This is a genomic window from Enterococcus sp. DIV0712, assembly GCF_050554855.1.
In the GTDB taxonomy this organism is placed as follows: domain Bacteria; phylum Bacillota; class Bacilli; order Lactobacillales; family Enterococcaceae; genus Enterococcus; species Enterococcus faecalis.
The window spans coordinates 939,019-965,325 of record NZ_CP187333.1 but is presented as its reverse complement, the minus strand read 5'-3'; the positions used below and the strand labels follow the sequence as shown (position 1 = coordinate 965,325).

General features: G+C 37.1%; 28 protein-coding genes. 2 read left to right on the top strand and 26 right to left on the bottom strand.

Translation table 11 applies throughout. The annotated features are described in order from the left end of the window. Positions 1-54 precede the first annotated feature (54 nt). From IGL42_RS04710 to IGL42_RS04645, 14 genes are all read right to left on the bottom strand, one after another. A complete protein-coding gene (locus IGL42_RS04710) occupies positions 55-909 on the bottom strand; it encodes a two-component system regulatory protein YycI (protein WP_002365516.1) in 855 nt (284 codons plus the stop codon). After that, entirely contained in the window at positions 909-2,219 is a 1,311-nt protein-coding gene (locus tag IGL42_RS04705; RefSeq protein WP_002397184.1) for a YycH family regulatory protein, read from the bottom strand. Before IGL42_RS04705 ends, IGL42_RS04710 begins: the two co-directional genes overlap by 1 nt. Then, complete coding sequence (walK, locus tag IGL42_RS04700; protein WP_002357946.1) at positions 2,216-4,045, bottom strand: cell wall metabolism sensor histidine kinase WalK; 1,830 nt, start codon at positions 4,043-4,045, stop codon at positions 2,216-2,218. Before walK ends, IGL42_RS04705 begins: the two co-directional genes overlap by 4 nt. 6 nt (positions 4,046-4,051) lie before the next feature. After that, positions 4,052-4,756 carry a response regulator YycF gene (gene yycF / locus IGL42_RS04695; protein WP_002357947.1) on the bottom strand — a complete coding sequence of 235 codons (705 nt, stop codon included), beginning with the start codon at positions 4,754-4,756 and terminating at the stop codon, positions 4,052-4,054. Between the two features lie 173 nt (positions 4,757-4,929). Continuing rightward, positions 4,930-5,631 (bottom strand): MIP/aquaporin family protein, encoded by a 702-nt coding sequence (locus IGL42_RS04690; protein ID WP_016622267.1) that lies wholly within the window; start codon positions 5,629-5,631, stop codon positions 4,930-4,932. A gap of 117 nt (positions 5,632-5,748) precedes the next feature. Continuing rightward, positions 5,749-6,609: a DegV family protein gene (locus tag IGL42_RS04685; protein WP_002357950.1), complete on the bottom strand. Its 861-nt coding sequence runs from the start codon at positions 6,607-6,609 to the stop codon at positions 5,749-5,751. Continuing rightward, positions 6,602-7,171 carry a DUF1836 domain-containing protein gene (locus IGL42_RS04680; protein ID WP_002357951.1) on the bottom strand — a complete coding sequence of 190 codons (570 nt, stop codon included), beginning with the start codon at positions 7,169-7,171 and terminating at the stop codon, positions 6,602-6,604. The genes IGL42_RS04685 and IGL42_RS04680 overlap by 8 nt, the downstream gene beginning before the upstream one ends. 126 nt (positions 7,172-7,297) lie before the next feature. Further along, positions 7,298-7,951 (bottom strand): TIGR01906 family membrane protein, encoded by a 654-nt coding sequence (locus IGL42_RS04675; protein ID WP_025191833.1) that lies wholly within the window; start codon positions 7,949-7,951, stop codon positions 7,298-7,300. After that, positions 7,939-8,709, bottom strand: a complete 771-nt coding sequence (locus IGL42_RS04670; RefSeq protein ID WP_010710465.1) for a TIGR01457 family HAD-type hydrolase — start codon at positions 8,707-8,709, stop codon at positions 7,939-7,941. The genes IGL42_RS04675 and IGL42_RS04670 overlap by 13 nt, the downstream gene beginning before the upstream one ends. 5 nt (positions 8,710-8,714) lie before the next feature. Then, on the bottom strand, positions 8,715-9,350 hold the full coding sequence (locus IGL42_RS04665) for a YutD family protein (protein WP_010710466.1): 636 nt from the start codon (positions 9,348-9,350) through the stop codon (positions 8,715-8,717). Positions 9,351-9,384: 34 nt separating this feature from the next. Continuing rightward, on the bottom strand, positions 9,385-10,767 hold the full coding sequence (locus IGL42_RS04660) for a bifunctional metallophosphatase/5'-nucleotidase (protein ID WP_002357955.1): 1,383 nt from the start codon (positions 10,765-10,767) through the stop codon (positions 9,385-9,387). A gap of 124 nt (positions 10,768-10,891) precedes the next feature. Then, entirely contained in the window at positions 10,892-12,580 is a 1,689-nt protein-coding gene (locus IGL42_RS04655; RefSeq protein WP_002357956.1) for a ribonuclease J, read from the bottom strand. Between the two features lie 30 nt (positions 12,581-12,610). Continuing rightward, positions 12,611-13,483, bottom strand: a complete 873-nt coding sequence (gene dapA / locus IGL42_RS04650; RefSeq protein ID WP_002361644.1) for a 4-hydroxy-tetrahydrodipicolinate synthase — start codon at positions 13,481-13,483, stop codon at positions 12,611-12,613. 33 nt (positions 13,484-13,516) lie between these two features. Next, a complete protein-coding gene (locus tag IGL42_RS04645; RefSeq protein ID WP_002381968.1) occupies positions 13,517-14,584 on the bottom strand; it encodes an aspartate-semialdehyde dehydrogenase in 1,068 nt (355 codons plus the stop codon). Positions 14,585-14,790: 206 nt separating this feature from the next. On the opposite strand from IGL42_RS04645, the gene IGL42_RS04640 reads away from it, so the two are divergent. Both IGL42_RS04640 and nfsA read left to right on the top strand, forming a co-directional pair. Next, complete coding sequence (locus tag IGL42_RS04640) at positions 14,791-15,249, top strand: S-ribosylhomocysteine lyase (protein WP_002357960.1); 459 nt, start codon at positions 14,791-14,793, stop codon at positions 15,247-15,249. A gap of 83 nt (positions 15,250-15,332) precedes the next feature. Next, on the top strand, positions 15,333-16,067 hold the full coding sequence (gene nfsA, locus IGL42_RS04635; RefSeq protein ID WP_010710467.1) for an oxygen-insensitive NADPH nitroreductase: 735 nt from the start codon (positions 15,333-15,335) through the stop codon (positions 16,065-16,067). Positions 16,068-16,124: 57 nt separating this feature from the next. On the opposite strand, the gene IGL42_RS04630 is transcribed toward nfsA, so the two are convergent. The 12 genes from IGL42_RS04630 to IGL42_RS04575 all read right to left on the bottom strand — a co-directional run bounded on the left by IGL42_RS04630 (position 16,125) and on the right by IGL42_RS04575 (position 26,193). Then, entirely contained in the window at positions 16,125-16,373 is a 249-nt protein-coding gene (locus IGL42_RS04630; protein WP_002357962.1) for a YtxH domain-containing protein, read from the bottom strand. Between the two features lie 90 nt (positions 16,374-16,463). Then, positions 16,464-17,342, bottom strand: coding sequence for a fructokinase ScrK (gene scrK / locus IGL42_RS04625; protein ID WP_002361643.1), 879 nt, complete (start codon positions 17,340-17,342; stop codon positions 16,464-16,466). Between the two features lie 226 nt (positions 17,343-17,568). Next, the gene (locus IGL42_RS04620; RefSeq protein ID WP_010710468.1) at positions 17,569-17,781 is read right to left on the bottom strand and encodes a hypothetical protein; all 213 of its coding nucleotides are present in this window, start codon (positions 17,779-17,781) and stop codon (positions 17,569-17,571) included. Beyond that, entirely contained in the window at positions 17,774-18,838 is a 1,065-nt protein-coding gene (locus IGL42_RS04615) for a DUF916 and DUF3324 domain-containing protein (protein ID WP_010710469.1), read from the bottom strand. The genes IGL42_RS04620 and IGL42_RS04615 overlap by 8 nt, the downstream gene beginning before the upstream one ends. Before the next feature lie 138 nt (positions 18,839-18,976). After that, complete coding sequence (gene tagD / locus IGL42_RS04610) at positions 18,977-19,387, bottom strand: glycerol-3-phosphate cytidylyltransferase (protein ID WP_002384695.1); 411 nt, start codon at positions 19,385-19,387, stop codon at positions 18,977-18,979. Positions 19,388-19,440: 53 nt separating this feature from the next. Beyond that, positions 19,441-20,034 carry a hypothetical protein gene (locus tag IGL42_RS04605; protein ID WP_002363732.1) on the bottom strand — a complete coding sequence of 198 codons (594 nt, stop codon included), beginning with the start codon at positions 20,032-20,034 and terminating at the stop codon, positions 19,441-19,443. Then, positions 20,035-20,781: a WecB/TagA/CpsF family glycosyltransferase gene (locus IGL42_RS04600; protein ID WP_002371313.1), complete on the bottom strand. Its 747-nt coding sequence runs from the start codon at positions 20,779-20,781 to the stop codon at positions 20,035-20,037. Then, positions 20,771-21,883, bottom strand: coding sequence for a teichoic acid biosynthesis protein TagB (gene tagB, locus IGL42_RS04595; RefSeq protein ID WP_002371315.1), 1,113 nt, complete (start codon positions 21,881-21,883; stop codon positions 20,771-20,773). The genes IGL42_RS04600 and tagB overlap by 11 nt, the downstream gene beginning before the upstream one ends. A gap of 316 nt (positions 21,884-22,199) precedes the next feature. Next, the gene (locus tag IGL42_RS04590; RefSeq protein ID WP_002357967.1) at positions 22,200-22,469 is read right to left on the bottom strand and encodes a type B 50S ribosomal protein L31; all 270 of its coding nucleotides are present in this window, start codon (positions 22,467-22,469) and stop codon (positions 22,200-22,202) included. 99 nt (positions 22,470-22,568) lie between these two features. Further along, the gene (gene rho, locus IGL42_RS04585) at positions 22,569-23,861 is read right to left on the bottom strand and encodes a transcription termination factor Rho (protein ID WP_002357968.1); all 1,293 of its coding nucleotides are present in this window, start codon (positions 23,859-23,861) and stop codon (positions 22,569-22,571) included. Continuing rightward, positions 23,858-25,150: a UDP-N-acetylglucosamine 1-carboxyvinyltransferase gene (locus IGL42_RS04580; protein WP_078122802.1), complete on the bottom strand. Its 1,293-nt coding sequence runs from the start codon at positions 25,148-25,150 to the stop codon at positions 23,858-23,860. Before IGL42_RS04580 ends, rho begins: the two co-directional genes overlap by 4 nt. Positions 25,151-25,323: 173 nt before the next feature. Then, positions 25,324-26,193, bottom strand: coding sequence for a class II fructose-bisphosphate aldolase (locus IGL42_RS04575; RefSeq protein ID WP_002357972.1), 870 nt, complete (start codon positions 26,191-26,193; stop codon positions 25,324-25,326). Positions 26,194-26,307: the final 114 nt, after the last annotated feature.

The window sequence follows — 26,307 nt, the reverse complement described above, 5'->3', positions numbered from 1 at the left end:
AAAACTCTTCCCTTCTACATTACAACATTAACGTGTTTCATTATACAACGGACCTTAATGTTTTTCCACCTTTGGCACAGTATTATTTGTGATGATGGTATTACTTACGGCATTCACCTGTTCAATTTCAACTGAATCTTCACCAGTAGAAATTCCTACAAACCAGACTGGAACGTATACATTTTTCTCACGAATTTTATAAATTCTTGAATAGGCCAATTTAATGAATGTTATTTTAGAATTACTAGGAATCCGATTATTCATATAGAGCGTGTCTATCGCATCACGATTGGAATATAAATCCGTTTTGTCTCGTAACTCTTCAATATTTTCAATGTGCGTTTGCGAATATTTACTAATTTTCCATAATTCACCTGACGTATCTGCTAAAATACTTAATTTTGCCGTGTCGTCTCTAAAAGGAATTCCTTTATACGATTGTGCAGCCACAATTTCTGCCGTCGGCTCTTTTAAATGAGAAAATTCTGGTAAGTATTGATATTCGTCTCCGAATAATAAAGCATTTTTTTCATTTAAAAAGGTACTTAAATCTTTATCAATTTTCTTAGGATCAATAAAATAGTTTTTACTAGGCACACTCGTTAAAGTATTATCCGCAATTTGCAGCCCATTTCTCAAAAAGTTTTTATTCTTTTCACGTTGGATTTTTAAAGCAGCAGAAAAATTGGTTTGTTCGCCACTTAAATAATAACCTTCCAATCGTTCTGAAGAAAGTGTCCCTTTATACGAGATGTTATCTTTTTCCAACCGACTTTCAATCGATTCTGTTTGGCTGGAAGAAGAGACGTTGCTCTCCTCTTGTTGACCTTCCCGATAAATTCCAAATAAAAAGATATTTAATCCTAAAAACGCTAAGAAGAAAATCCACTCAATTCGTTTAAAATCCATTAGCCCACCTCCAAGCTTGGTAATTGTTTTACCAAGTCCGTTGCAGTGTACCAATTGTTGTTATAAAGGACATACCATTCCGGACTTAAATCAACGACTTGTTTGACTTCTTCAATTGTCTGCCACGTATAACCGATAACAGCCGATTGGATTTTTTCCTTTTTAGCACCAGCCGTTTCTAAACGCTTAATCAATTTTTCCGTGCTTTCCAGCGTCACTTCTTCTTCTGAAGGAATCGGTACTTGGATTGTATTCACACTTGTGTTAATGGTTACGCTTGGCGCAGCACCATCGTTGTTCGTGATGCGAATATCCACTTGGCCTTTTAAATCATTACTGAACACTGGGAAACCTTCCACAAAAGTCCGATAATTGACACTATCTTTCGTTCGATCAAAGTAACGTAAATTCCCCATATTGGTTCCTAAACGTTTTACATAAGAAAAGCTTTGATTATAGATTGAATCCCGTTTATTCTCTTCTGGCAAGGTCCCTTTAAAATCGATTTTTCCCAGTTTTTCTTCTGCAAACAATCGTTCTTCTTTACTCGTATAGGTTAAGTCTTGACTGTCTTCATTGGTTTGGATATCTTCCGTTTCATTGAAAAAAGCATTCCTAAAACGAGTAACTGGTTGCGAAGCTAAGATATAACTGTACTTTTTCAACTTCATATCATTGGTTAAATAACATTGCCCTTGTTTGGTTAGCGTATTTTCGGAAACGTCTTGATATTGCAATCCCTCTTTATTGATAATTCCCATTAAGCGCGCCTTATTGACAGTCATGGGCGCTTCATAGACGTTGGCTTGGTCATAATCTAAAAAGCGTATCTTATTTTCGTTAAAATCCAATTGAATTTTCGTAAAATACTGGTCCGTCAACTCATTAAAGTTAGTAAAATTAATGGATAGATTATAAATCGAAGCATAGTCCGAGATTAAAAAGGGACCTTGATAAAGAAGTTCAATGCCTTGTTCCATTTGGTTGTAGCGCTTAAGTTGCTCTGCATTTTTTGTCACAACTTGTGTCAATTTACCAAACGTAGCCATTTTAATATCATTTTGAACATTACTAATTAATGTTTCACGATTACTTTGCATCGCTTTTCCATCGGCTATTCGAATCAATTGCAAAGGTAAATAGACATCGCCAATGGCTTTTTCATTGACAGCTGTTGTGACTTGGCTTCCCGACTTCATTTCTGGTATTTTTTTGGCAGAATTCAGCCAGATATTGACTGAAAAATATATACTTAAAATGACCATCAAAATCAAGCCAATTCTTGTAATCCATTCTGATAATTTCATCATTCCCACCAATCCTCTTCATAAGGTTCATATGGTAGTGAAATATAGAAAGTCGATCCTTCACCTTCTGTACTTTCCACCCAAATACTCCCGTTATGGGCCCGAATTACTTCTTTAGAAATTGCTAAACCTAAACCAGTCCCACCTTGTGCTCGCGCACGTGCTTTATCCACACGATAAAAACGCTCGAAGACTTTCCCGAGATCTTTTTTAGGGATGCCCAAACCTTGGTCCGAGATACTAAAGACGACATTATTATGTGTTTCAACTAGTCGGCAGGTAATGACGCCGCCATCTGGCGAATACTTAATCGCATTGTTCAAAATGTTGTCTAAAACCTGAATTACTTTGTCTGTATCTAACTCTACCCATAAATCGCGTTTAGTAAATTCACGGCGAATTTTGTAATTTTTTTGCTCATTTTCAATCATCATATCAAAGCGATCCAAGACAAAATTAATCAATTCGTTAAAATTCACATACTCTAATTGAAGATGTGTATTCCCAGAGTCCATCCGAGATAAATTCAACAAATCATTAATCATACGAATCATCCGGTCGGTTTCTTCTAACGTGACTTTTAAGAAGTTCGGCGCAATCTCAGGGTTTTCCCAAGCTCCTTCACTCAAAGCCTCTATATAACTACGCATACTTGTCAAAGGCGTTCGCAACTCATGAGAAACATTGGAAACAAATTCCCGTCTTTCCCGTTCGTTTTTTTCCTGTTCTGTGACGTCATGAAGTACGCAAACTAAGCCAGTAATAAATCCTGATTCCCGACGAATCATCGTAAAGTCTACCCGGATAATCATTTGGTCTTCTTCACGATCAGACGTTGAGCGATCAATCAGCAGTTCATCTGGCTCTTCTAACAGCTTCCGCAATGTGTAATCTTCTTCAATATCTAACAACTCTAATAACGAGGTCCCAATCACATTTTCATTTTTTACATTTAATAATGAAAGGGCCATCTCATTAATCGTAATCACCTTTCCGCGGCGATCCGTCGCAATGACACCATCTGTCATATGCGTTAAGACACTATCTAAACGATTTCTTTCTGCTTCCATTGTTTCTTGTGCTTCTTCAATCCGTTCTGATAATTGATTAAATGTTTCTGCTAATTGGCCTAATTCATCTTTTCCATGGACTTCTACTTTTCCAGCGTAATCACCACGAGCGATTCGAATGGCTTGCTCGCGCATTTCACCAATCGGCTTCGTGATTGATCGTGCAATCAGTAAGGTCACAATAATCGAGATTGCTGCGGCAATAATAGAAGCAGTGAAAAAGATACTTGCTGTGTTGGTAATTTCTTGGTATTTATTTTCTAAATTACTTTTCACATAAAGGACGCCAATCACTGTTTCTCCAGTAGGCGATTGAATCGGCTGGACATTCACATACACGCGTTTATCATTATCTAAAGCTTGATATTTTTTACTCGTAAAGTCATTTAAATCACGATAATCATTCTTTTTGCCAATAATATTTTGTTGATTTAAATCATTGGTTGCCCGAATAATCCCTTTATCATCGACAATTCTCGCTTCAGAAATATCTGCATTTGAAAAATCAGATAACGCTTTTTTTAAATTTGCATCAACGTCACTACGTTCGAGATCTTTGTTGCTCATCTGCGTACTTAACGTGTTTGACAATTGGACAACTTGGGAATCCATATTTTTTTTAAAATCGGAAATTGTAGTGGCTTCCAATTCACGAATGAAATAGCCACCAATGATTTGAATCGCAATCAGTAACAGCAGAATAAATGATAACGCAATCTTAAAATTAACAGATTGAAAAAAGTGAACTTTTTTCTTCATACCTGATTACTCCTGTTCAGGATTTCTTAGATAATAACCAACCCCACGACGAGTAACTAAATACGTTGGATGACTTGGACTATCTTCAATTTTTTCTCTTAAACGACGTACGGTTACGTCCACTGTCCGCACATCACCAAAATAATCATAACCCCAAACGGTTTGTAATAAATGTTCACGAGTCATCACTTGTCCGATATGTTTTGCTAAGTAATAAAGTAACTCAAATTCACGGTGGGTTAATTCAATTTTTTCACCCCGTTTTGAGACCATGTATGCATCAGGATGAATGGTTAAATCACCAATCGTTAATTCAGATTGCGTTGTCACCTCGGCTTCTTTCGCATTGGTTGCACCTCGCCGTAAATTGGCTTTTACACGAGCAACTAATTCACGATTTGAAAATGGTTTCGTTACATAGTCATCGGCTCCTAATTCTAATCCTAAAACCTTATCAATTTCAGAATCTTTGGCAGTCACCATAATGATTGGCATATCATGTGTTTTGCGCACTTCTCGCGCGACTTCTAAACCATCCATTTTAGGGAGCATTAAGTCTAAAATAATTAAGTCTGGTTCCACTTCTTCCACTTTTTCAAGTGCTTCTTCTCCATCATAAGCAGTAAATACTTCATATCCTTCTTTAACCAAATTATATTTAACGATCTCTGAAATTGGCTTCTCGTCATCAACTACTAAAATTTTCTTCACAAAGAGACACCTCTTTTTCCTTCTAATCTTATTTGATACTTTCCTATTATACCTTATTTTGATGATGTTTTCATCTTTAGCTAAAAATGCGCCTTCAGGTTCTCCTAGTATAACAAAAAAAGAATCTCTGACAACAATTGACGCTTGTTATCAAAGATTCTTCTTTCGCTAATCTATTCTTCCGTATCTAAGACGAATTTTGCTACAAGAGCGGCTAATAATCCACCAATTAATGGCGCAACGATAAAAATCCACAACTCAGATAACGCTGAACCACCCGCAAAAACGGCTGGCGCGATGCTACGAGCTGGGTTGACAGAAGTTCCTGTCAAAGGAATGCCGACTAAGTGAATCATTGTTAGTGTTAACCCAATTACGATTCCTGCTAATGAAGCATTGCCTTTCTTAGCACTTGTAACTGTCATGACAACTAAAACAAAAATAAATGTTAAAATAATTTCGACTGTCAATGCACCAGCAACACTTAATTCCCCTACGCCATTTTGACCTAAGTTCTCAATACTTTTACCAGCACCTTTTAGAATGCTTAATAATGCAAATGAGGCAATCAAGCCACCAACAATTTGTCCCACTACATAGTAGATTAATTCCATTGTTGTCATTCGTTTATTAAGCCACATTCCTAGAGAAACAGCTGGATTTAGATGTGCACCTGAAATTGTGCCAATACTATAGGCAGCAGCAACGATTGTTAAGCCAAATGCTAAGGCAATCCCCGTTGTTCCAATCCCTTCCATACCATTTCCTAGAACGGCTGTTCCTGTCCCAAAAAAGACAAGAATAAATGTTCCTAAACATTCTGCTATTGCTTTTTTCACAAAAAATTCCCCCTTTGTAGACAAATTGTAACACATTCGTGAAATTTTCAATATAATTTTCGTTGTTTTTTCATCAAAATGATATTTCTATGAAAAAGAGAAATCTTAAATGAAAAATCCCCTCAAAAAAATTTGAGGAGATTTTTCATTTAATTAATCATTTAATAACTGTATACCAACACCTAAAAGTCCTGGTCCTGTATGAACAACTAATGCCGGACTAATCGTTCCAAAGTAAATTTCTTCTGCTTGTGGAAAAGCCGCTTTCAAGCGTTCCATCATTGCTTTTGCTTCTTCCTCTGCCGCACCGTGAGCGACTGCCAAACGGAAACGGGGTGCCTCACCTATAAAGTTCGTCACCAACTCAAACGTTTTATCAAGACTTTTTTTACGGCCGCGAGACTTAGCCACCGTATAGTAAATGCCTTCTTCATTACAAGAAATAATGGGGTTTAATTTTAGCGCATTCCCTAAAATAGAAGTGACTAAACCAATTCGTCCACCTTTTTGTAAATATTCTAAAGTGGCTACATTAAAAAATACTTTTGCGTTGGCTACTTCTTCTGTTAATTTTTGTTGTAATTCTTGCCATCCTAATCCTGTTTCAATTAATTCTGCTGCTCGTATCGCCTGAATGCCAGCCCCGATACCAATGTTCTTTGTATCTAAAACAAATACATCTAGTCCTTCGGTTTGTTCTCCGAGCAAGCGAACCACATTATACGTTCCACTTAAACCACTAGAAATGGTCACCGCTAAGACTTTTTCGTAACCCGCTTCTTTAATTTTGTCAAAAATAGCTTGGATTGTTGCACCATCAGGTAATGAAGTACTAGGTATTTCTTTCTCTAAACGTTGATACACTTCTTCTGGTGTAATATCTACCTTATCTGTATAGGTTTTTTCAGGATAAATAATCTGTAAAGGCAAGACATACATGCCGTATTGTTTGACTAATGCCTCTGGAACATCTGTCCCAGAATCAACCAGTAGTGCGATCTTTTCTTTATTCATGTGTCATCTCATCCATTTCTTTTAAGTATTCTTGTTCCAATTCAATCACTTTTTCACTAAACATTTTAGTAGCAAAAGACATTGTCGCTGCTTTTACAGCCAAATATTCAATCCCCATAGGTTCTTGTGATTTGGCCTGAACTTCTTTTTCTTGCGCTTGAGCAGCAATCACATAAATCGCTCGTTCCTGTTCTTGACAAAATAAATTGTACGCTTCACGAATACCAACCGTGGCTCCTTGGAATAAAATGCCTTGCTTAATTTCTGGCAATGTTAACACTTGTTTCAACAACGTAATCGCAATTAAAAACGCTAAATGCTTTTGATTGTAGCGCTTTTTCACTGGGGCCGGGATTAACCCGTGTTTGACATAATTATTAACCATTGAGGACGTTAACAAAGTATGTTTTTCCAGTGTAATCAATGGGGATAAGTATTTTTCTATCAGAGTAATCACTTGATCCATATATAATTCAATGTCTGGTAACTCATGCCATCTTGGCAAATGAACATTTTCCAATTGTTGGCCCCAATTTTGTAGTGATTTTTCTATCTCGTCCATAAAAACCCTCCTAACCATTTCTAAAAAAGAATATCATACTTTTGACAATTATTCAATCTAGTTTTTAAAACTAGATTGAATAAAAAAGAAAAGCGAGCAATTTTGGAATTGTTCACTTTTCTCTCTTTATTTTTTTAAAGAACGTTTTCCGATTAAAACACCTATCAAAAACAGGCCTTCTAATAAAACAAAAAACAAGATAAAACAATGCATAAAGTAGGCTTCAGGTAAGGCATTGATAATCGGATCAGTCAGCGGATTAAATAACCAAGCATCGTTGTTAAAAAATAATCCATGAAACGCAATAAAAAATTGATCAAAGCCAATCAGCATGAAAAAGCCAAAAAGCACAGGCAAAAACATTCCCCACTGAAATGGCCGTATCAATGTCCATAAACGCTGATTTTTTACCAAATATTTTAAATAAAGGACACTAGGCAACAACGTAACTAGTAATACGCCATAGCACAATAAAAATAATTTTTTCACTTCATAAAAATGAAAAGCCGCGCTATCAGACATTGGAAAATCAGGAAATACTAATTTTTTTTCAAAAGGATTGTTTAAGTACATCATTAAATGATCGTAATTTTTAATCAAGGTCACACGATCAACCTCTACATCTTTTAAAATATTTAAGTGTTGGATATCAAAAAGATACAATGGACGAAAATTAATCGTGATCGTGATACTTAAAGCCACAATCGTTAAAAACAAACAAATGAGTCCAAGTGTTTCCCTTAAACGCAATTTCGACCTCATCATACTCAAAAAGTCCATTCATCTAAGGAATCAACAACATAGGTTGGTGGCGTTGGCAAAGTTGGAACAGCTGACTTAGGGGTAAAACCTGATGTAACTAACAAGCTATCAATACCATTTTGAATCCCTGATTGAATATCGGTTTCATAATTATCTCCAACCATAATCACTTGCTCTTTTTCCACGCCTAAATGCGCAATGGCTCGTTCCATGATAATCGCTTTTGGTTTGCCAATATAAACTGGTTTTGTTTGAGTAGCTGTCTCCACAAACGTCACAACTGAACCTGCACCAGGTAATAAGCCTCTTTCTGTCGGAATGTTCTTATCTGGATTGGTCCCAATAAACAACGCCCCTTTTTGAATGGCTAAGGTAGCTAAAACCACTTTTTCGTAAGATAATTCTGTATCAAGTCCCACGACAACATAATCAGGATTTGTTTCATCCCATACAAAACCTGCTTCTAAAATTAAGTCAATTAAACCAGCCTCGCCGATGACAAAGACTTTCTTGCCCCGATTGGCTTCTTTCATGTAATCAATCGTCGCTAAAGTCGCTGTATAAACAAGGGATGCTGGGACATGAATATCAAATTCATTTGCTAAACGTTGTGCCACTGTTTCAGGAGATTTAGTGGTATTATTCGTTACAAATAAAAAAGGCAAATCTTTTTCCTGTAACCGCTCGACAAAACGTTTTCCGGCTGGAATTGGTTCTTTTCCTAAATAAATCGTTCCATCTAAATCAATTAAATATCCTTGATAGTCTTTTTTCACTCTGTTTACTCCTCACGTTGACGAATCGTAAAGCCTTTGCCAGATTTTTTGGGACTAGGCTGTTTGGGTGTAGTCGTTTTTTTATTTTCTTCTTTTCGCGTACGAATCACTGGCTTGCTATTTTTATTAGCGGGCGCACTCTTTTCCTCGACAAACGCGTTAGAACGATTATTTTTTTTATGGCGACGACGACGATGCGTTGTTTTTTCTTTACGTTCCCCTGTTCGTTCAATTACAAAATAGGCACAGCCAAAATTACAATATTCATACAAATAGTCTTCTAGTGTATCAATGCGTTGATCCGGCGCTGCCCGACGATTAGAAGTATCAAAAAAGCCACGCAAGCGTAACTGTTCATAGCCCCAGTCTCCTACGATATAATCATAACGCGCTAATACTTCACTAAACCGTTCACCTAAGCGTTCAGGATCAAAGGCATCACGATGATTTTTAACAATTCGGTACTCTCTTTCACCAATTTGAATATCTGTTTCATTCACAATGGTGACAATTTCCCCTTTTTTCTTTTCTTTTACAGGTTCTTCTTTTATTTCTTCAAGAACTGCTGTTAGTTCTTCTGTAAAGGTTGCAGCAGTTTCTGTTTCTGTTTCTTTTTTTTCGGTTGTCTTTTTGTCTGTCATTTTTTCACCACCTAGTTTTTATTATACCTTGTTTTTATTTGATTGGATAGTGGGCATGCAGATAGTTCGCCACGACAGTTCTTAAAACGTCTGGAAATAAAAATTCGACTTCTCCAACTAACTCAATCGTTGGGAAAAACGGAACAAATTGAAAGTGATCCACTGTTGTCAGCGTATACTTCTGCTCTGGCTGAATAGGTTTCCCTTGCCAAAAAACGGTCTGGCTATTTCGCTCAAAACGAATCCCATCATAACATAATTCGCCAAAAATTTTCCCGCGGAAGCCCATCCCGCGAATCGGAAATTTCCGCAGAAATTGACGACTTTTTTCCATTTCACGAATCAAACGGCTCATGTCTGACCCTTTCAAGGTAACCTTGATTAAATGCATTGGATGAGGCAAGGCCTCATGTAATTGGTCTGCATTGATTATTCCTTCTGGTAAATCTGCTAAAAATAACCCGTTGTTCAACACAGCCGCTTCGGTCTGCCCCGCTTCTTTTAACGCCTTCAAGGCAACAGTTATAAAGGCATGCGGTTGCCGTAAGTCCGTTGACAAGGTTTCAGGGATTTGTGCAATTTGCTGCGCTTGCAATAGTCGATGACCTTCCGTTAAGTAACCCGCAATTTCCTTGGCATCCGTTGCTTGCTCTTCTAAACTTGCTGTTTCAATGGTTTTCGCATAACTTGTGACTTGCTTCGTGTCGGCATCCACAAACAGATGCACTTCACCAATATACTGTCCATATTTGCCAGCAGCTGCTAGTTGCACATGATTAATTTTTTCACCATCTTTAAATAAATGATGTGTATGGGAACCTAAAATCACTTGAATTTCAGGATAATTCGCCGCAATCATAAAATCAGTATCTATCCCCAAGTGACTAAGCAAAATGAGAACATCACATTGAGGCGCAACTTCTGTAATCAGTTGAGGAAGGACTGCTTCCACTTGTTTGATTGTCCAGCCATTGGGATTATACGTTAAAGGAAATGGTGCGGTTAAGCCAATAAACCCTAACTTTGTGCCTTCTTTAGTTGTCATAATTTTATATGCTTGACAAAAATCTGGTAACGTTTGGGTTTTTGGATCTTCTAAATTAGCTAAGACCACTTCAAATGTTGCCTGATCATATAAATGCTCTAATTGTTTCTTTGAATTGCCGATTCCTTCATTATTTCCAATTGTAACCAGATCATACGCTAATGTATTCATTATAGCTACATTTGCTCGACCATCTGTTGCTTCGGTCAAAGGATGACACCGATCTGAAAAGTCACCTAAATCAATGGTTACGACTGTTTTGCCCTCTTTTTGGTACAGCGAACGTTTGGCTTTAACCAGACGCCGTATTTTGGGCCAATTTTCAAAGTGAGAATGAAGATCATTGGTATGGAACAACACAATCTCTTCCACTAAAATCGCCTCCTTTATTCAGCGCTCTGATTAATAGTACCATATTTATAGAAGAAAGTTACAAAAAAGAACAGATGACTTTAGAAGAATTTCTCCTAAAATCACCTGCTTTTATCAGGACGAACTATGCGTTATTTTTGGGACGCTTGCGTTGCGTCGCTTCCATGATAACTGGTAAGATCACAGGACGACGTTTGGTTTGTTCAAATAAATAACGGCTTAAGTTTTCGCGGATTTCTTGTTTCAGTTTGCTCCATTCGAAATCGTCACTTTCTAAATGCTTTTCAACAATTTCTGTAACAATATTGCTACTTTCTTTCATTAGGTCTTTACTTGTTTTAACGTAAACAAAACCTCTAGAAGTAATTTTAGCTGGTGAAACAATTCGTTTTTCTCGACGATTAATTGTCACAACAGCCACAAAAATACCATCTTCGGAAAGAATACGACGATCCCGTAAAACGATATTACCAATATCGCCGACACCAATCCCGTCAATCATAATATTTTCGGCCGTTGTGCTGCCAGCTACCGACATTCTACCTTTTGTATACTCTAGAATGTCCCCACGACCTGTAATAAAGATATCTTTATAAGGCATGCCAATTTCGTGTGCTAAGTCCGCATGCGCAGCTAACTGGCGGTATTCACCTTGGACAGGAATGAAATATTTTGGTTTCATTAAGTTCAGCATCAATTGCAAGTCATTCGGATTAGCGTGACCAGACACACGTAAATTGTCGGAAATTTGCTTCACCGTAGCACCGGCCCGATAGACAATATCCTCTGTTTTGGCAACCGTTGTTTCCATGGCCGTTGTCGGCGTTGTCGTAATATAAACTAAATCGCCTTCTTCAATTCGAACGACACCATGTGTATTATTAGCCATTTTTTGAAGTGACTTAATAGGTTCTCCCATCCGGCCTGTTTCTAAAATTAATAACTGTTCGGGTGCATATTTTTTCATTTCTTTTGGTTTCACTAATAGATCTTCACTTGGCAATTGTAATTTTTCCAATTTCATCGCCGTCCGAATAATCCGTTCAAAATCTTGGCCTGTCAAAACGACTTTACGACCAGAACGATCCGCTGCATTCAATACTTGTTGGACCCGTTGCAAATTACTTGCCACACATGCCACGATGATTCGTCCTTCCCAATAGCGAATCGTGTCGAACACTTCATCAGCGATTTGGGCTTCCGATGCAACTTGGGCTGGGTTTTCAGCATTTGATGAATCACTAAGTAGCGCCAAGACGCCTTCTTTCCCAATTTCAGCCAAGCGGCCATAATCGGTTTGATACATCTCAATCGCACTTTGATCAAATTTAAAATCACCAGTATAAACAATGTTGCCTTCTTTTGTTTTGATGCTAACGCCAATCGAATCTGGAATGGTGTGCGTTGTTTTAAAGAAGCTCACCGTTGCTTGACCAAAATCAATTTCTGTATGCGGGTCAATCACATGGAAATCTTTAAATTTCTTCGTTTCCGCATGACTGTTGACACTTAGTTTTGCTAGTTCAATCGTTAATTCTGTCCCAAAAACAGGCACTTGAATTTTTGAAAGCAAATACGGTAAGGCCCCAATTGCATCAGCATGGCCATGTGTTAAAAAGACCCCTGCAATTCGCTCACTATTTTCTTCTAAATACGTAAAATCCGGAATGACGACGTCAATTCCTAAAAGTTCGTTCTCTGGATATTGTAATCCACAATCCAGTACAAAAATTTCATCTTCCACTTCAGCAACGTACATATTTTTTCCATTTTCACGAACGCCGCCTAATGGAACGATTTTTATTGTACTCACTCTTTTCACCTCTCTATGATTACACGTTCTTTAAATCTCTAACGTGCGAATAATTCTTTGCTCTTCTTCTGGTGTACAAGCAACTAGAGGTAAACGTAAATTTCCAACAGGAATACCTAAATGATTTAAGGCCGCTTTCACGGGTGCCGGCGAAGGCACTGAAAACAATGCGTTCATTTTTGGTAATAACTGTCGTTGAATTTTAGCCGCTTCCGGCAAGTTCCCCTGCTCCAGCGCTTGATACATCTCATACATTGACGAACCGAAGACATGACTGGCTACCGAAATAACCCCTTGTCCGCCAAGTGCCTTGGTGGCAAAAGCCAACCCGTCTTCTCCAGTATACACTAGAAAGTCTTTTGGCGCTCTTTCAATCAACTCAGTAATTGCATCTAACCCTGCACATTCTTTAATTGCCACAATTTTTTCCAATTGTGCTAAGCGCAAAGTAGTTTCCACTTCTAGACATGCAGCCGTTCTACCAGGAACATTGTACAAAATAATTGGCAGTTCACTTGCTTCTGCGATGGTTTTAAAATGTTGATACATACCTTCTTGATTTGGTTTATTATAATAAGGAACAACCGCCAAAACAGCATCGATACCAGCGATTGTCGCTAACTCTTTCACAAAAGCGACTGAGTCACGTGTATCATTCGTACCTACACCACAAATAATCGGAATACGTCCATCGATCAGTTCAATAATTCGCTGGAATAATTGTAATTCTTCTTCATGAGTTAACGTGGGTGATTCACCAGTTGTTCCTGCTAAAATAACGCCTTCTGTATGATTGGCCAATAAATAGTCTACCAATTGCGGTAGTTTATCAAAATCTATTTCTCCCGATTCTTGAAACGGCGTAACCATTGCCGTAATAATTGTTGCATTCGTTAAATCCATCCTATTCCCTCCCGAGTATACAATACAAACCTTCTAGTCGTTTTCAGGTACACGAAGCAAATTCATTTCGTGTAGCGTTTCAGCAATTTGGACCGAGTTCCAAGCAGCTCCTTTTAATAGGTTGTCTGACACAATCCATAAATGGAAACCGTTCTTCACGTCAACGTCTTGACGAATACGGCCGACAAATGTTTCTTTCTGGTTGACGCTATTTAGCGCTTGTGGATATAGTTGTTCACTTGGCTCATCTTGCAAAATTACACCTGGAGCTTGCGCCATTAATTCTTGGATGGCTGAGACCGATGCATCTGCTTGTTTCACTTCTATATAAACAGATTCAGAATGTCCTGAAATTACCGGAATACGGACACAGGTGGCAACGACTTTTAGCTTGTTGTCTCCCATGATTTTTTTTGTTTCATTCATCATTTTCCATTCTTCGTAGGTATACCCTGCTTCTGAAAAAACATCAATTTGAGGCAACGCATTAAAAGCAATTGGATAATGTTTTTCGTCACTGCCAGCTGGTAAAATTTCAGCTGACCATTCGCTGACAGGTTTTCCCTCTAAAAAATCTTCGGCTTGTTCTTTTAGCTCATTAATTGCACGGATACCTGCGCCACTCACAGCTTGATACGTTGAAACGATGATTCGTTCTAAGCCAAACGCTTGCCGAATTGGTTCTAAGGCCACCATCATTTGAATCGTAGAACAATTGGGATTTGCGATGATTCCCTGATGATTTTTCAAGGCTTCCGGGTTCACTTCCGGAACAACTAAAGGAACATCTTTTGCCATTCTAAAATGGCTAGTGTTGTCAACAACAACAGCTCCGCGCTTAACTGCTTCTGGTGCAAACTTTTCGGAAATACTCCCACCAGCACTAAATAATGCTAAATCGATTCCTTCAAATGATTCCGGGACTAATTCTTCCACGATAAGAGGTTGTCCTTTAAACTGAATCTCTTGTCCAGCAGAACGCTTAGACGCCAATAACCTCACACTGGCAATTGGCAAACTTGTTTCTGCTAACAATTCAATCATTCTTGTCCCGACAGCACCTGTTGCTCCTACCACGGCAACATGATATTCTTTTCCCATATTTTCATACTCCCCTCTTACCTTCTTGTAAAAGCTACTTGTCCTATTTTACCATAGTATTGAAAAAACCTACATAGTCAAAAAAATGATTTTTTTATTTTCCCATGATATTTTAAAACTATTACCCATCAAAGGACTATCCATTGACTTTTGACTTAAATTTGTTATAGTTAAAACGAATTTAATTATAAAGGGAGCGAAATTTCATGGCACGCGTAGAAAGTTTTGAATTAGATCACAACACAGTAAAAGCACCATATGTTCGCCTTGCTGGCACAGAACAAAATGGTGATGCGTTAGTCGAAAAATATGACTTACGTTTCTTACAACCAAACAAAGATGCCCTACCAACAGGCGCATTACACACGTTGGAACATTTATTAGCAGTTAACATGCGTGATGAATTAAAAGGAATCATTGACATTTCGCCAATGGGTTGCCGCACTGGTTTTTATATGATTATGTGGGATCAACATTCACCACAAGAAATCCGTGATGCATTAGTCAACGTTTTAAACAAAGTAATCAATACAGAAGTTGTTCCAGCAGTCTCTGCAAAAGAGTGCGGAAACTACAAAGATCATTCTTTATTTGCAGCGAAAGAATACGCAAAAATCGTTTTAGACCAAGGAATTAGTTTAGATCCATTTGAACGTATTCTGTAATCTTTAGCAATTAACGACAGAGAAACCCACTATTAAGCTGTGGGTTTTTCTGTTCTCTTTCTTAATTTAAACGGAGGTTTTTTATGAATCAAACAATTGAACAATTACTAAGTCACCGTTCCGTTCGTCATTTTAAAAAGCAAGCGTTAACGGACAAGCAGAAACAACAGTTAATTACTGCAGCTCAAGCAGGATCAAGCTCCAATTTTTTACAAGCTTATACAATTATAGAAATCAAAGATCCTGAGCTACGCAGAGAATTGGGACGTTTAGCGAATTGTGAAGACTATGTCGTTAACACTGGTGTGTTCTATGTTTTTGTTGCTGATTTGTATCGTCATGCAACGATTTTGTCAAAAGAGGGGCAATCATTGGAACCCTTAAAGACACCAGAATCATTATTAGTAGCTGCCGTTGATACAACGATTGCTGCGCAAAACATGGCCATTGCGGCTGAATCTATGGATTTAGGGATTTGTTATATTGGCGGCATTCGAAATGACTTAGACACAGTAGCCAAACGCTTATCTTTGCCTGAATTAACTGTACCACTTTTTGGATTAACAATCGGTGTACCAGAAACGTTAAATGGTGTAAAACCACGGATGCCTTTTGAAAATATTTTAAGCGAAAATCACTACCAATCAGACAAATTGACAGATATGCACGCGTATGATGAATTATTAAAAGATTATTATGCCAGCCGCTCAAGTAACGCCCAAACAGCGGATTGGTCACAGAAGTCTTTGTCCTATTTTTCTTATAATCGTCGCCCAGAAGTAAAAATTTTCTTGCAAAAACAAGGATTTGATGTCTAAACAAAAGAGCGTGGGCTTACGTTGAAATAACGTAAGCCCACGCTCTTTTGTTAATTTTTATTTATCTTTACTAAATTTGTCTTTTAAGTCTTCAAAGCCTTCTTTAACTTTATCAGTTAATTTTTCAGCGCCTTCTTTAAGGTCGTCGCCGGCATCACGTGCTTTGTCTTTTACGTCAGCAAAGGTTGATTGAGCTTTTCCTTCAAGTTCTTTGCCTTTATCATCCGTAACTTTGCCTTGTGCTTCTTTTGCAGTACCTTCTACTTTATCTTTTGCATCGTCAAAACGTCCTTTTAAATCTGCCATGCTAATCCCTCCTAAATAATTAATTACATAATAAGAGTATCATTCTTAGCCATTTCCTTCAAATATAATGCATGAACTACGAATAAATGGTTATTTTTGAGCCATTAAAGCTTTTTTTGCCAAGGCAAAGCAACCAATTGTTCCTGGATTATCTTCTAAAAGAGGTGTCACCAAGTATTTTTCTAAAGGCGGTGTTTCCACATATCCATTGACTAATTCAGCAAATTTTTCACGAACTTTCGGCATCAAATGACGTTGTTTCATGACGCCGCCACCTAAGATGATCACTTCTGGCGCTAATAATAAAGTTGTATTGTACGCTGCTTGCGCTAAATAATAAGCTTCTAGTTCCCAAGTTTTATGATCCTCTTCCAATAAATGACCTTTTTTACCAGAACGACCTTCAACTGCTGGTCCTGCTGCAATCCCTTCTAAACAATCTCCATGATAAGGACAATTTCCTGCATACGTATCTTCAGGATGACGACGAACTAACGCATGCCCCATTTCTGGGTGGCTAAAGCCTTCAATAAACTCACCGTTTTGAATCGCTCCAGCGCCAACACCAGTTCCAATTGTATAATATACACAACTAGATGTATGTTGCCCATTTCCAGCAACATACTCACCATATGCCGCAGCATTCACATCCGTTGTCCAAGCCATTGGCACATCAAAATGTTGTTTCATAGTTCCTAACAAGTCAAAGTTACGCCAAGCTAATTTTGGTGTAGAAGTGATATAACCATACGTAGGAGAATCAACGTGAATATCAATCGGACCAAACGAACCAATCCCAATCGCTTTTAAAGGATATTGTTGGAAAAATTCTATTACTTTTTTCATTGTTTCTTCTGGGGTTGTTGTGGGAAAACTGACACGTTCTACGATGGTCAAATCATCTGTCCCAACGCCACATACAAATTTTGTGCCACCGGCTTCGATACTTCCTAAAAGTTTTTCTGTCATTGCAATATGCTCCTTCGTTTCCATTTTATAAGTAAGCGGATACATTACTTTTGATTAAATAACTAACATACACGTTTAGTTTACCACTTTTTTGTCGTTTCGACAGAACAATTTAACAATTTCAGTCAGGTTGCCCAATGAAATCTGGCAAGTTGCTAAAGAGCATTTTTCTAAAACAAAAAAACGAGCATTCACGGTTATCTAACAATGAATGCTCGTTTTTTGTTTATTGATTCTTTAGCGAAAAATATAACAATAGTCCGATTGTAATCCACCCACCACTAAGTAAAAGCATTAACCAACTTAAAAGCGTTTCTTTTAGAATACTTCTGGGCTCTTTTGCATGCTGAATAAAACTCATACTAGTCACCAAAGAAAAGAGGAAAAACATAAAACAAATGACCGCTAAACCGCCAGACAACCAAAACCAACTAGCCATTATTCTCACTCTCCTTTTCGCTTGTTTTTTGATAATTATTGCGCCAAATGACACTACAAATTGCCCCAATTGTGATTACTAACAACGTGTAGAAAGTCGGTAACCACCATGTAGGTAGGACCCATTTGACCGTAGCCTCTTGATTCAATTTTTTTGCTTCACGAGTGTTAATCGTAAATTCTTGTTGAAAAGGCCAAGACTGTTGTTCATCTTGTTGTAAAATAGCACGTCCTGTAAATATATAAGTCCCAGCATCTAGCGGTTGTTTACCCAAATCAAGATGAAAATTCATGGAACTATTTGGGGCAAAGCGAACATTTTTTAGTGTCCGTTGTGCAATTTTTTTAGAGGATTCTTTTTTTATCACTTGACCTTCTAAACGAACTTCTGGAAAAATAGCAGCATATGGATTTTGAATGACCGCCTTTAGTGATTTGGCCCCTAAAGCAATTGTAGGTGTTACTTTCGCTAATTTCAGTTGGTTCACCTCTGTTAAAGGAGCATTCTCAGCACTCCTCATGGCAATCGCAACATTAAACCCGTAGCGACTGGTTAATCCCGTTGTTTGGTTCTCTTCCTCTGTTTTTTCATCTTTGAGATGCGCATAAACCCCGCCTAACACAACTCCTTTGATAGGCTGATCAAGTCCCTTCACCTTCATCTTTGCTGATACTGTTTGATGAGGCGGCACACTCACTTCCTCATTTTCTAAAGTAACCAAGTCTGTCAGCGGAACCTTTAACGATGAATCAAGTGGTTTATCAAAATCATTGTACACAATCAACCCATTATCATTTGTTGATGCATTTGCTAGAGTCAATACGATGGACAATTTTTCGTCTGTCTTATTTTTTATATCTAGGACAATAGTGGAAGATTGCTTTGGTGCCAGAATTAAATCATAATAACTAGATGTTCCTGACACTTGATTTTCTGGTAAAACAGGCGTTACTGTAAATTTAGTCTTCATTTCTTCTGTAGCTTCTACTTTTGGAACAATAATAAAAAATGTGAAAAACAGAAATAGACAGAAAACACCGACTTTTTTTCTACTCATTTCTTCAAGATCTCCTTTATAAAGCTGAATGTACCTACTAGTCTAACAAATCAGCGAAACAATGCTGATCAATCTTTGACTTTTGGGAAGGATAATCTTGAAAAAAGTCTCCTTGAAAAATACCAAGGAGACTTTTTATTATTCACTATAATATAATTCTTTTTTTATCTGTGTGGTTGATACTTCTGGCGTTCGTGGCAAATAAAGAACCTTTGCGGTTGTTTCAACTTCTAGAAAATCAAAAGCCCCTTGCCAATCATCACCCATGACTAAAGTATCAATTTTAAATTCAGCAATATCGGAAACTTTTTGTTTCCAACTAGTTTCAGGAATAACTAAATCAACATAACGAATTGCCTCTAATAATTGTTTACGTTTTTCATATGAAAAATAACTTTGTTTCTTTTTTTCTAAATTAAAAGCATCTGTTGAAAGTCCAACAATCAGGTAGTCCCCTTGTTGTTTCGCTTTTTTCAACAAATTAATATGACCATAGTGTAGGAGGTCAAATGTGCCGTAAGTAAGTATTTTTTTCATAAAAACCTCCATTTGTACTTTGATATTTCTTCGTTAATTATCAATTTTTATGAATAGAAAAAAGGCTACTCTTGATTGACTTTGATGGTTTTTCGATCAAATTTTTTATTTTCTGTAGCAGTATAAATTAGTAATAACTTACTCAGAGATTTTATAGAGAAAGACGTTGTTGTAGCTTTTTTTAATTGCTTTAACTGCTTTTGCAATTTTAACGGATTTTTATCTTTTAATAATTTAATTTTCGTTAAACGAAAAATGTGTTCCTGATGCTCAAATGAACGTTCAGCATCTGAATGACTAAAACGAAGATATTCTGAAAGCACCTCTTGATTTACAGCAACTTTTCCTTTTGGTAAAAACCATTCTTTGCCATTTTGATCTATTAGATGCCGCTCACTTTGATTTGAAATAACAATTTCTTTATCGTCTTCAAAAAGATACGAAAAAAGCATTGCTTTTTTTATAATTATGTACTCAGTTACTTCATATGAAGACAATTTTCTTAATTCTTCTATCAAACTATTCCATTGATTATTTTGAACAAATTTACTTAGTTTGTGAATAGGTGGTACTCGTAAAATGAACTTCTCATCTTTCTCTATTTTCACGATATAAAAAGTTGTGTCTAAGTCATTTTCCCAAATAAACAAAATAATCATTTACTGCCCCCTAGACTTGTTGTTCCGATACTTAATAGTCAAATAAATATATTTAGGAATTTGCATTAACCGATCGTATCTCTTCATTGTCAAACAACGATATAACCATTCCAAATTGTGATTTATATAAAATTCTGGCGCTCTTTTTACTGATCCAGCTAATACGTCAAAAGTACCGCCTACGTCTAAAAATACATTAGCTGTCAGGTGATCAATTGTTTGTTCCAAAAAAATCTCTTGTTTCGGTGAACCTAATGCTACAAAGACAAACCTTGGTTCAGCTTTGTTAATTTGTTCCACAATTTCTTGCTGTTTTTTCTTTGTATAGCCATGTAAAATACCGCTAATAACAATCCCTGGATATTGTTGTTGAATATTTTTAGCTGCTGCTTCAACTACTTCTTGCTTTGCACCATACAAGAAGATTCGTTCCTTATGTTGATTTGCATACTCTAAAAAATTATCCATGACATCAATTCCTGTAACTCTTTCACGAATAGACCCACCCATTAGTTTCGATGCCTTGACCACACCTATCCCATCCGCAATCCGATGAGTTGCTCTTTTCAAATATAACTTAACTTCTGGATGTTCAAATGCTAACAATGAAATTTGCGGATTAACGCTAGTTACAATCATTTTCTCTTTAGCTTTGAGATAACTTTCTAAGTCATCCATAATTTCTTGATGTGTTAATACGTCAACTGGTAATCCCCCAATATATTCAGTGCGTACCTTACTTTTCACAAAATCCCCCCAAGATTCTCTCTACCAACTCTACTATTTTATTAATGGTCTCTTTTGACTGATATTGATTCCATTCTTCGTTAATTCTAGTAATATTATCTTTATAACTATTTATTGAAAAATTTGACAATGCCACAATCAACTGTTTTTCATTTTCAACTAACGGTCCTGGTAAATATTCAAAAAAATCAGGCTCAATTCCAGGATTTAATGCGTATTTTTCTAAATCTGGACAAAAAAATAAAATGTTCGGTTGCTCTTTAACATGCATGTATTCAAAGACCACACTCGAATAATCAGTAATCAAGTAGCCTATTTCACTAAAGCTTTCAAAAATATGCTTTTCCCAAATAGAAACATTTCTCGGTAGTTCAATGGCATCTAACTGGATTGATGGATGTAATTTCATATAAAAATGAAACTTTGGCATAGCAGAAAAAGCCTTTATTGCTTGATTTATCACAAGCATCATTTCGTTCGATCCCTCTCGATAAGTTGGTGCATATAAAATTTTGTTATTCTGATTTGTTTCTCCTACCTCTAATTTTTCAAGATAAGCAAGACGCGGCGAACCAAAATGAAAAAATTGAGCATTCTCGAGACGATAATTGTTTCTAAAAATTGCTTCCATTTTTAGTGAATTAACGATAAAATAATTCATTTTATCGTAAACTTTTTGAAACCTGATTTGATCCTTGCTACTTCTATGTTTCGTGTGATAAGCACCCCAGCCAAACTGTTTTAAAGCCCCATTAGCATGCCATAATTGGATAACTACTTGCTTTTTTTTTAAAATTGCCAATTCTGGAAAATAATTATCTACAAAAATTAACGGCGCTGACTTCAAGTATGAAATCGCCGTTGTAATCAACAAAGTTTTCTTATCAAAAAGTATCGTCTTTATGCCTTTTTGATTTAAGGATGCTGCGTATGATTGACAATTTTTTGTATAAAGTACTATTATCATTCCGTGATATTGTTGTTCTAATTGTTCAATTAAATGTCCATCATTTCTTGGGAAACTCATTATGTACACAATTTTTACTTTTTTATGCTTGTACGGTCTCCATCTTAATACTGTTAAGTACAATTGTTTTAGCACTTTTATATCCTTTCACAAACAATAGTTTTCTTATAAAAAAGATATGATCAAAGTCTTTAAAAAGAAAAAGCTTACATATAAACTCATTAAAACAAATTATACCTTAAAGATTCTAAAAAGACAATTGCACTTTACAATATGTATACTATCCAAATAATTTAAATTATACGGTATACGGACTAGCTATACTTTCAGTTAAATAAAATAATATTTAAATAATTTCTCTGAATTTAAAACTGCCTATCCAACAAAAAAAGAGGTTTCCCACCACAGTGGAAAACCTCTATAAACCTTGTCATAACAATGTTTTGAAAGACTATGCGTCTGGATTTGCGTTTTCGTCTTTGAGACCGTATTTTTTGTTGAAACGGTCCACACGTCCGTCGGCTTGTGTGAATTTTTGACGACCAGTGTAGAATGGGTGTGAGTCTGAAGTAACCTCAACACGTAATAATGGATAAGTGTTGCCATCTTCCCATTCAACAGTTTCTGAAGATCCTTTAGTTGAACCTGAAAGGAATTTGAAACCTGTTGTTGAATCCATGAATACTACTGGTTGGTAATTTGGATGGATATCTTGTTTCATACGTTTTTTCGCTCCTTTGCCCTGATCCATTTGCTGTATCAGAGTTATTTTGTCGGTATACAACAATGCTATCTTACCATGTTTTCAGTTGGTATGCAATTATCTTTTTGGATTTCTTTTAATTTGTTTGCCAAACGAAACATCATGGAAAACTTCAAATAATTGTTGATTATTTTGGGTCCGTTTCAACATTTTTATGAATTGATCCGTATATTCCAGCGAGTCTCCTGACATATTATTTCTCAATTTCCACGTTTCTTCTAGTTGTTCTGGTGTCATTAGCAACTCTTCTTTTCGCGTACTTGATTTTTTAATATCAATTGCTGGGAAAATACGGCGCTCTGCTAATTCACGAGATAAATGGAGCTCCATATTGCCTGTGCCTTTGAATTCTTCATAGATAACATCATCCATTCGGCTACCTGTATCCACCAATGCCGTGGCTAAAATAGTCAGACTGCCCCCTTCTTCGATATTTCTGGCAGCACCAAAAAATCGTTTAGGTTTGAAAAACGCAGCTGGATCTATTCCGCCACTTAAGGTTCGACCACTAGGCGGGACCACTAAATTATAGGCCCTTGCTAAACGAGTGATGCTGTCCATTAAAATAACTACGTCCCGTTTGTCTTCAACTAAGCGCATTGCTCGATCCAGAACCAATTCAGCAACTCGCGTATGATTTTGTGGTTGTTGATCAAAAGTTGAAGAAACCACATCGCCTTTAACACTTCGCTCTAAATCAGTCACTTCTTCAGGACGCTCGTCAATTAACAACAGAATCAATTCCACATCAGGATGATTTTCTGTAATCCCATTAGCAATTTCCTTTAAAACACTTGTTTTCCCCGCTTTTGGCGGCGCTACAATTAAACCACGTTGCCCAAAACCAATTGGGGCAAATACATCAATCATTCGTGTTGATAATCTGCCAGCCGTTGTTTCTAACGTTAATTGTTTTTCAGGATACAACGGTGTTAGCGCTGGAAAATGTGGCCGCTCTTTCGCTTCTTCAGGATCTTTCCCATTGACACTTTCAACATGCATGAGTCCATAGTAACGTTCTGATTCCTTTGGCGGACGCGCCTTGCCAGCTACTTTGTCCCCATTTCTCAATCCGAAACGACGAATTTGAGAAGAAGAAATATAAATGTCTTCTGCACTTGGTCCATAATTAATTGGCCGCAAAAAGCCATAACCATCCTGAGAAACAATATCTAAAATTCCTTCCATGAAGAAAAAACCTTGCTTCTCAGCTTGTGCACGAATCACAGCTAAAGACAATTCTTTTTTGTTCATTTGGCTATAATAAGGAATTTTAAACTCTTTCGCGTACGCATAAATATCTTTTAACGTACTGTTTTCCAATTCAGCCATTGTTAAATAGTCGCTCATTGATCCACCTCAAACGGACCTTCTTGTTCTTCGGTTTCTAGCATTTGAATATCAGCGCCCAAAGCAGTTAACTTTTCGATAATGTGGTCGTACCCACGTAAAATATATTCTACATTATAAATAGTTGTCATACCTTCAGCCATCAAGCCGGCAGTGACTAGGCACGCGCCTGCCCGTAAATCAGAGGCGACTACTTCTGCACCGTGCAATTGATTTGGACCATTTAAAATAATCATATTGCCTTCAACCGAAGCATCAGCCCCCATCCTCACCAACTCAGGGATATGCTTATTTCGTTGAGCATATATCGTATCAATAATTTCACCAGTTCCTTGCGCTTTTAAAAGTAATGGCGTTAACGGTTGTTGCAAGTCTGTGGCAAAACCAGGATACGGATAGGTTTTCACCGTCGTCATTTTCAGATCATGTGACGGATGAACTTCAATCATGTCTTCTTCAATTGTCATCTTAACGCCCATTTCTTGCAATTTCGCAATGAAGCTTTCTAAATGCTCATAAATAACATTTCGAACCTTGATTCCTTCACCCATAGCTGCTGCCATAGCTAAATAAGTCCCAGCTTCAATTCGATCTGGAATAATCGAGTGACGACAGCCATGTAATTCTTCGACACCTTCAATCCGAATAACATCCGTTCCGGCTCCTCGAACTTTTGCACCCATGTTATTTAATAATGTAGCAATATCAATAATTTCTGGCTCACGCGCAGCATTTTCAATAATCGTTTTGCCTTTGGCTTTAACTGCGGCTAACATGACATTGATTGTAGCGCCAATAGATACCATATCCATAAAAATTCGGGTTCCTTGTAAGCCAGCTTCGTCTGTTCTCAAGTACATCGCCCCATGTTCGTTGGTTACATGAGCGCCTAATGCTTCAAATCCTTTGATATGTAAATCAATTGGACGAGGGCCTAAGTAACAACCGCCAGGTAAGCCGACAACGCCTTCCCCAAATCGACCAAGAAGTGAGCCCATAAAATAATAGGACGCACGTAAGCTATTGATTTTTCCTTTTGGCATAGGCACAGAAACAACTTCTGTTGGGTCAATAATTAATGTATTATTTTCAAAAGTAATTTTAGCACCCATAATTTCTAAAATTTCAATTAATGAGTGAACATCCTGAATGTCAGGAACGCCATCTAAAGTCACGGGCGAATCTGCTAAAATAGCAGCTGGAATTAAAGCGACCACACTATTTTTGGCGCCGCTAATGGTTACTTCGCCTTTTAATGGACGATTCCCATTGATTACGATTTTTTTCATTTATATTCTCACCTATCTGTAATATACGTTTTCTAAATAAACTACCCAATCATTCTATCATAATCAGGCTTAAGAAAAAAGAAAACTTCTCAGGTATTTTAATAGAATGAAAAAATAACAAAAAATAAAAAAGACAGCCACGTGCTGTGGCTGTCTTTAACGTAACTAGTTGATTAAGCTTTGTTAGCTGAACCGAACCAATCAATGTGTTCTTCTGCATCTTTGATGATTGCAGCTTTACCTGGTGCTAATAATTTACGAGGGTCAAATCCTTTACCTTCTAAATCTTTACCAGCTTCAATATATTCGCGCGTTGCTTTAGCGAATGATAATTGGAATTCTGTATTTACGTTAACTTTTGAGATACCCATTGAAATTGCTTTTTCAATTTGTTCTTGAGGAATACCAGAACCTCCGTGTAATACTAGAGGTACATCAGAACCGACAGCTTCAGCAATTGCTTGTAAGTGATCAAATGCTAAACCTTTCCAGTTTTCTGGATATTGACCATGGATGTTACCGATACCACATGCTAAGTAGTCAATACCTGTAGCAACCATTTGTTTACATTCTTCGATATCAGCTAATTCACCAGTACCGATGATTCCGTCTTCTTCACCACCGATTGAACCAACTTCACATTCGACAGAAATACCTTTAGCGTGAGCTTTTTCAACTACATCTTTCGCTAATTTTAAGTTTTCTTCGAATGGTAAGTGAGAACCATCAAACATGATTGAAGTATAGCCAACTTCGATACATTCTAAAGCAGCTTCGTAGTCACCGTGGTCTAAGTGAATTGCTACTGGAACTGTGATATTCATTGAGTCTACTAAATTAGTAATCATGTCTTTAGCTACTTTGTAGCCGCCCATGTATTTAGCAGCGCCCATTGATGTTTGGATTAGAACTGGTGCTTTTTTAGCTTCTGCTGCTTCTAAAATCGCTTGTGTCCATTCTAAGTTATTTGTGTTATAGCCACCTACTGCATAGCCGCCTTTACGTGCTGCTTTTAAGAATTCTGCTCCTGATACTACTGGCATAAAAAATTCCTCCTAAGTTTTTAAAAACTTTATTTGTTAGGTGTTCCCTAACCAACGGTTCTATTTTAGCAGAATTCCTGACACTTTTCTAGTAAAATTCCCTTTTTCAGAAAA

What these genes read in the sequence shown, in the direction of transcription:
- IGL42_RS04710 (WP_002365516.1), bottom strand. Translation starts at nt 909, where the DNA reads ATGGATTTTAAACGAATTGAGTGGATTTTCTTCTTAGCGTTTTTAGGA.
- IGL42_RS04705 (WP_002397184.1), bottom strand. Translation starts at nt 2,219, where the DNA reads ATGATGAAATTATCAGAATGGATTACAAGAATTGGCTTGATTTTGATG.
- walK (WP_002357946.1), bottom strand. Translation starts at nt 4,045, where the DNA reads ATGAAGAAAAAAGTTCACTTTTTTCAATCTGTTAATTTTAAGATTGCG.
- IGL42_RS04690 (WP_016622267.1), bottom strand. Translation starts at nt 5,631, where the DNA reads ATGTGTTACAATTTGTCTACAAAGGGGGAATTTTTTGTGAAAAAAGCA.
- IGL42_RS04685 (WP_002357950.1), bottom strand. Translation starts at nt 6,609, where the DNA reads ATGAATAAAGAAAAGATCGCACTACTGGTTGATTCTGGGACAGATGTT.
- IGL42_RS04680 (WP_002357951.1), bottom strand. Translation starts at nt 7,171, where the DNA reads ATGGACGAGATAGAAAAATCACTACAAAATTGGGGCCAACAATTGGAA.
- IGL42_RS04675 (WP_025191833.1), bottom strand. Translation starts at nt 7,951, where the DNA reads ATGGACTTTTTGAGTATGATGAGGTCGAAATTGCGTTTAAGGGAAACA.
- IGL42_RS04665 (WP_010710466.1), bottom strand. Translation starts at nt 9,350, where the DNA reads ATGACAGACAAAAAGACAACCGAAAAAAAAGAAACAGAAACAGAAACT.
- dapA (WP_002361644.1), bottom strand. Translation starts at nt 13,483, where the DNA reads ATGGATTTAACGAATGCAACAATTATTACGGCAATGGTTACGCCGTTT.
- IGL42_RS04645 (WP_002381968.1), bottom strand. Translation starts at nt 14,584, where the DNA reads ATGGGAAAAGAATATCATGTTGCCGTGGTAGGAGCAACAGGTGCTGTC.
- IGL42_RS04640 (WP_002357960.1), top strand. Translation starts at nt 14,791, where the DNA reads ATGGCACGCGTAGAAAGTTTTGAATTAGATCACAACACAGTAAAAGCA.
- nfsA (WP_010710467.1), top strand. Translation starts at nt 15,333, where the DNA reads ATGAATCAAACAATTGAACAATTACTAAGTCACCGTTCCGTTCGTCAT.
- IGL42_RS04630 (WP_002357962.1), bottom strand. Translation starts at nt 16,373, where the DNA reads ATGGCAGATTTAAAAGGACGTTTTGACGATGCAAAAGATAAAGTAGAA.
- scrK (WP_002361643.1), bottom strand. Translation starts at nt 17,342, where the DNA reads ATGACAGAAAAACTTTTAGGAAGTATCGAAGCCGGTGGCACAAAATTT.
- IGL42_RS04620 (WP_010710468.1), bottom strand. Translation starts at nt 17,781, where the DNA reads ATGGCTAGTTGGTTTTGGTTGTCTGGCGGTTTAGCGGTCATTTGTTTT.
- IGL42_RS04615 (WP_010710469.1), bottom strand. Translation starts at nt 18,838, where the DNA reads ATGAGTAGAAAAAAAGTCGGTGTTTTCTGTCTATTTCTGTTTTTCACA.
- tagD (WP_002384695.1), bottom strand. Translation starts at nt 19,387, where the DNA reads ATGGAGGTTTTTATGAAAAAAATACTTACTTACGGCACATTTGACCTC.
- IGL42_RS04605 (WP_002363732.1), bottom strand. Translation starts at nt 20,034, where the DNA reads ATGATTATTTTGTTTATTTGGGAAAATGACTTAGACACAACTTTTTAT.
- IGL42_RS04590 (WP_002357967.1), bottom strand. Translation starts at nt 22,469, where the DNA reads ATGAAACAAGATATCCATCCAAATTACCAACCAGTAGTATTCATGGAT.
- rho (WP_002357968.1), bottom strand. Translation starts at nt 23,861, where the DNA reads ATGAGCGACTATTTAACAATGGCTGAATTGGAAAACAGTACGTTAAAA.
- IGL42_RS04580 (WP_078122802.1), bottom strand. Translation starts at nt 25,150, where the DNA reads ATGAAAAAAATCGTAATCAATGGGAATCGTCCATTAAAAGGCGAAGTA.
- IGL42_RS04575 (WP_002357972.1), bottom strand. Translation starts at nt 26,193, where the DNA reads ATGCCAGTAGTATCAGGAGCAGAATTCTTAAAAGCAGCACGTAAAGGC.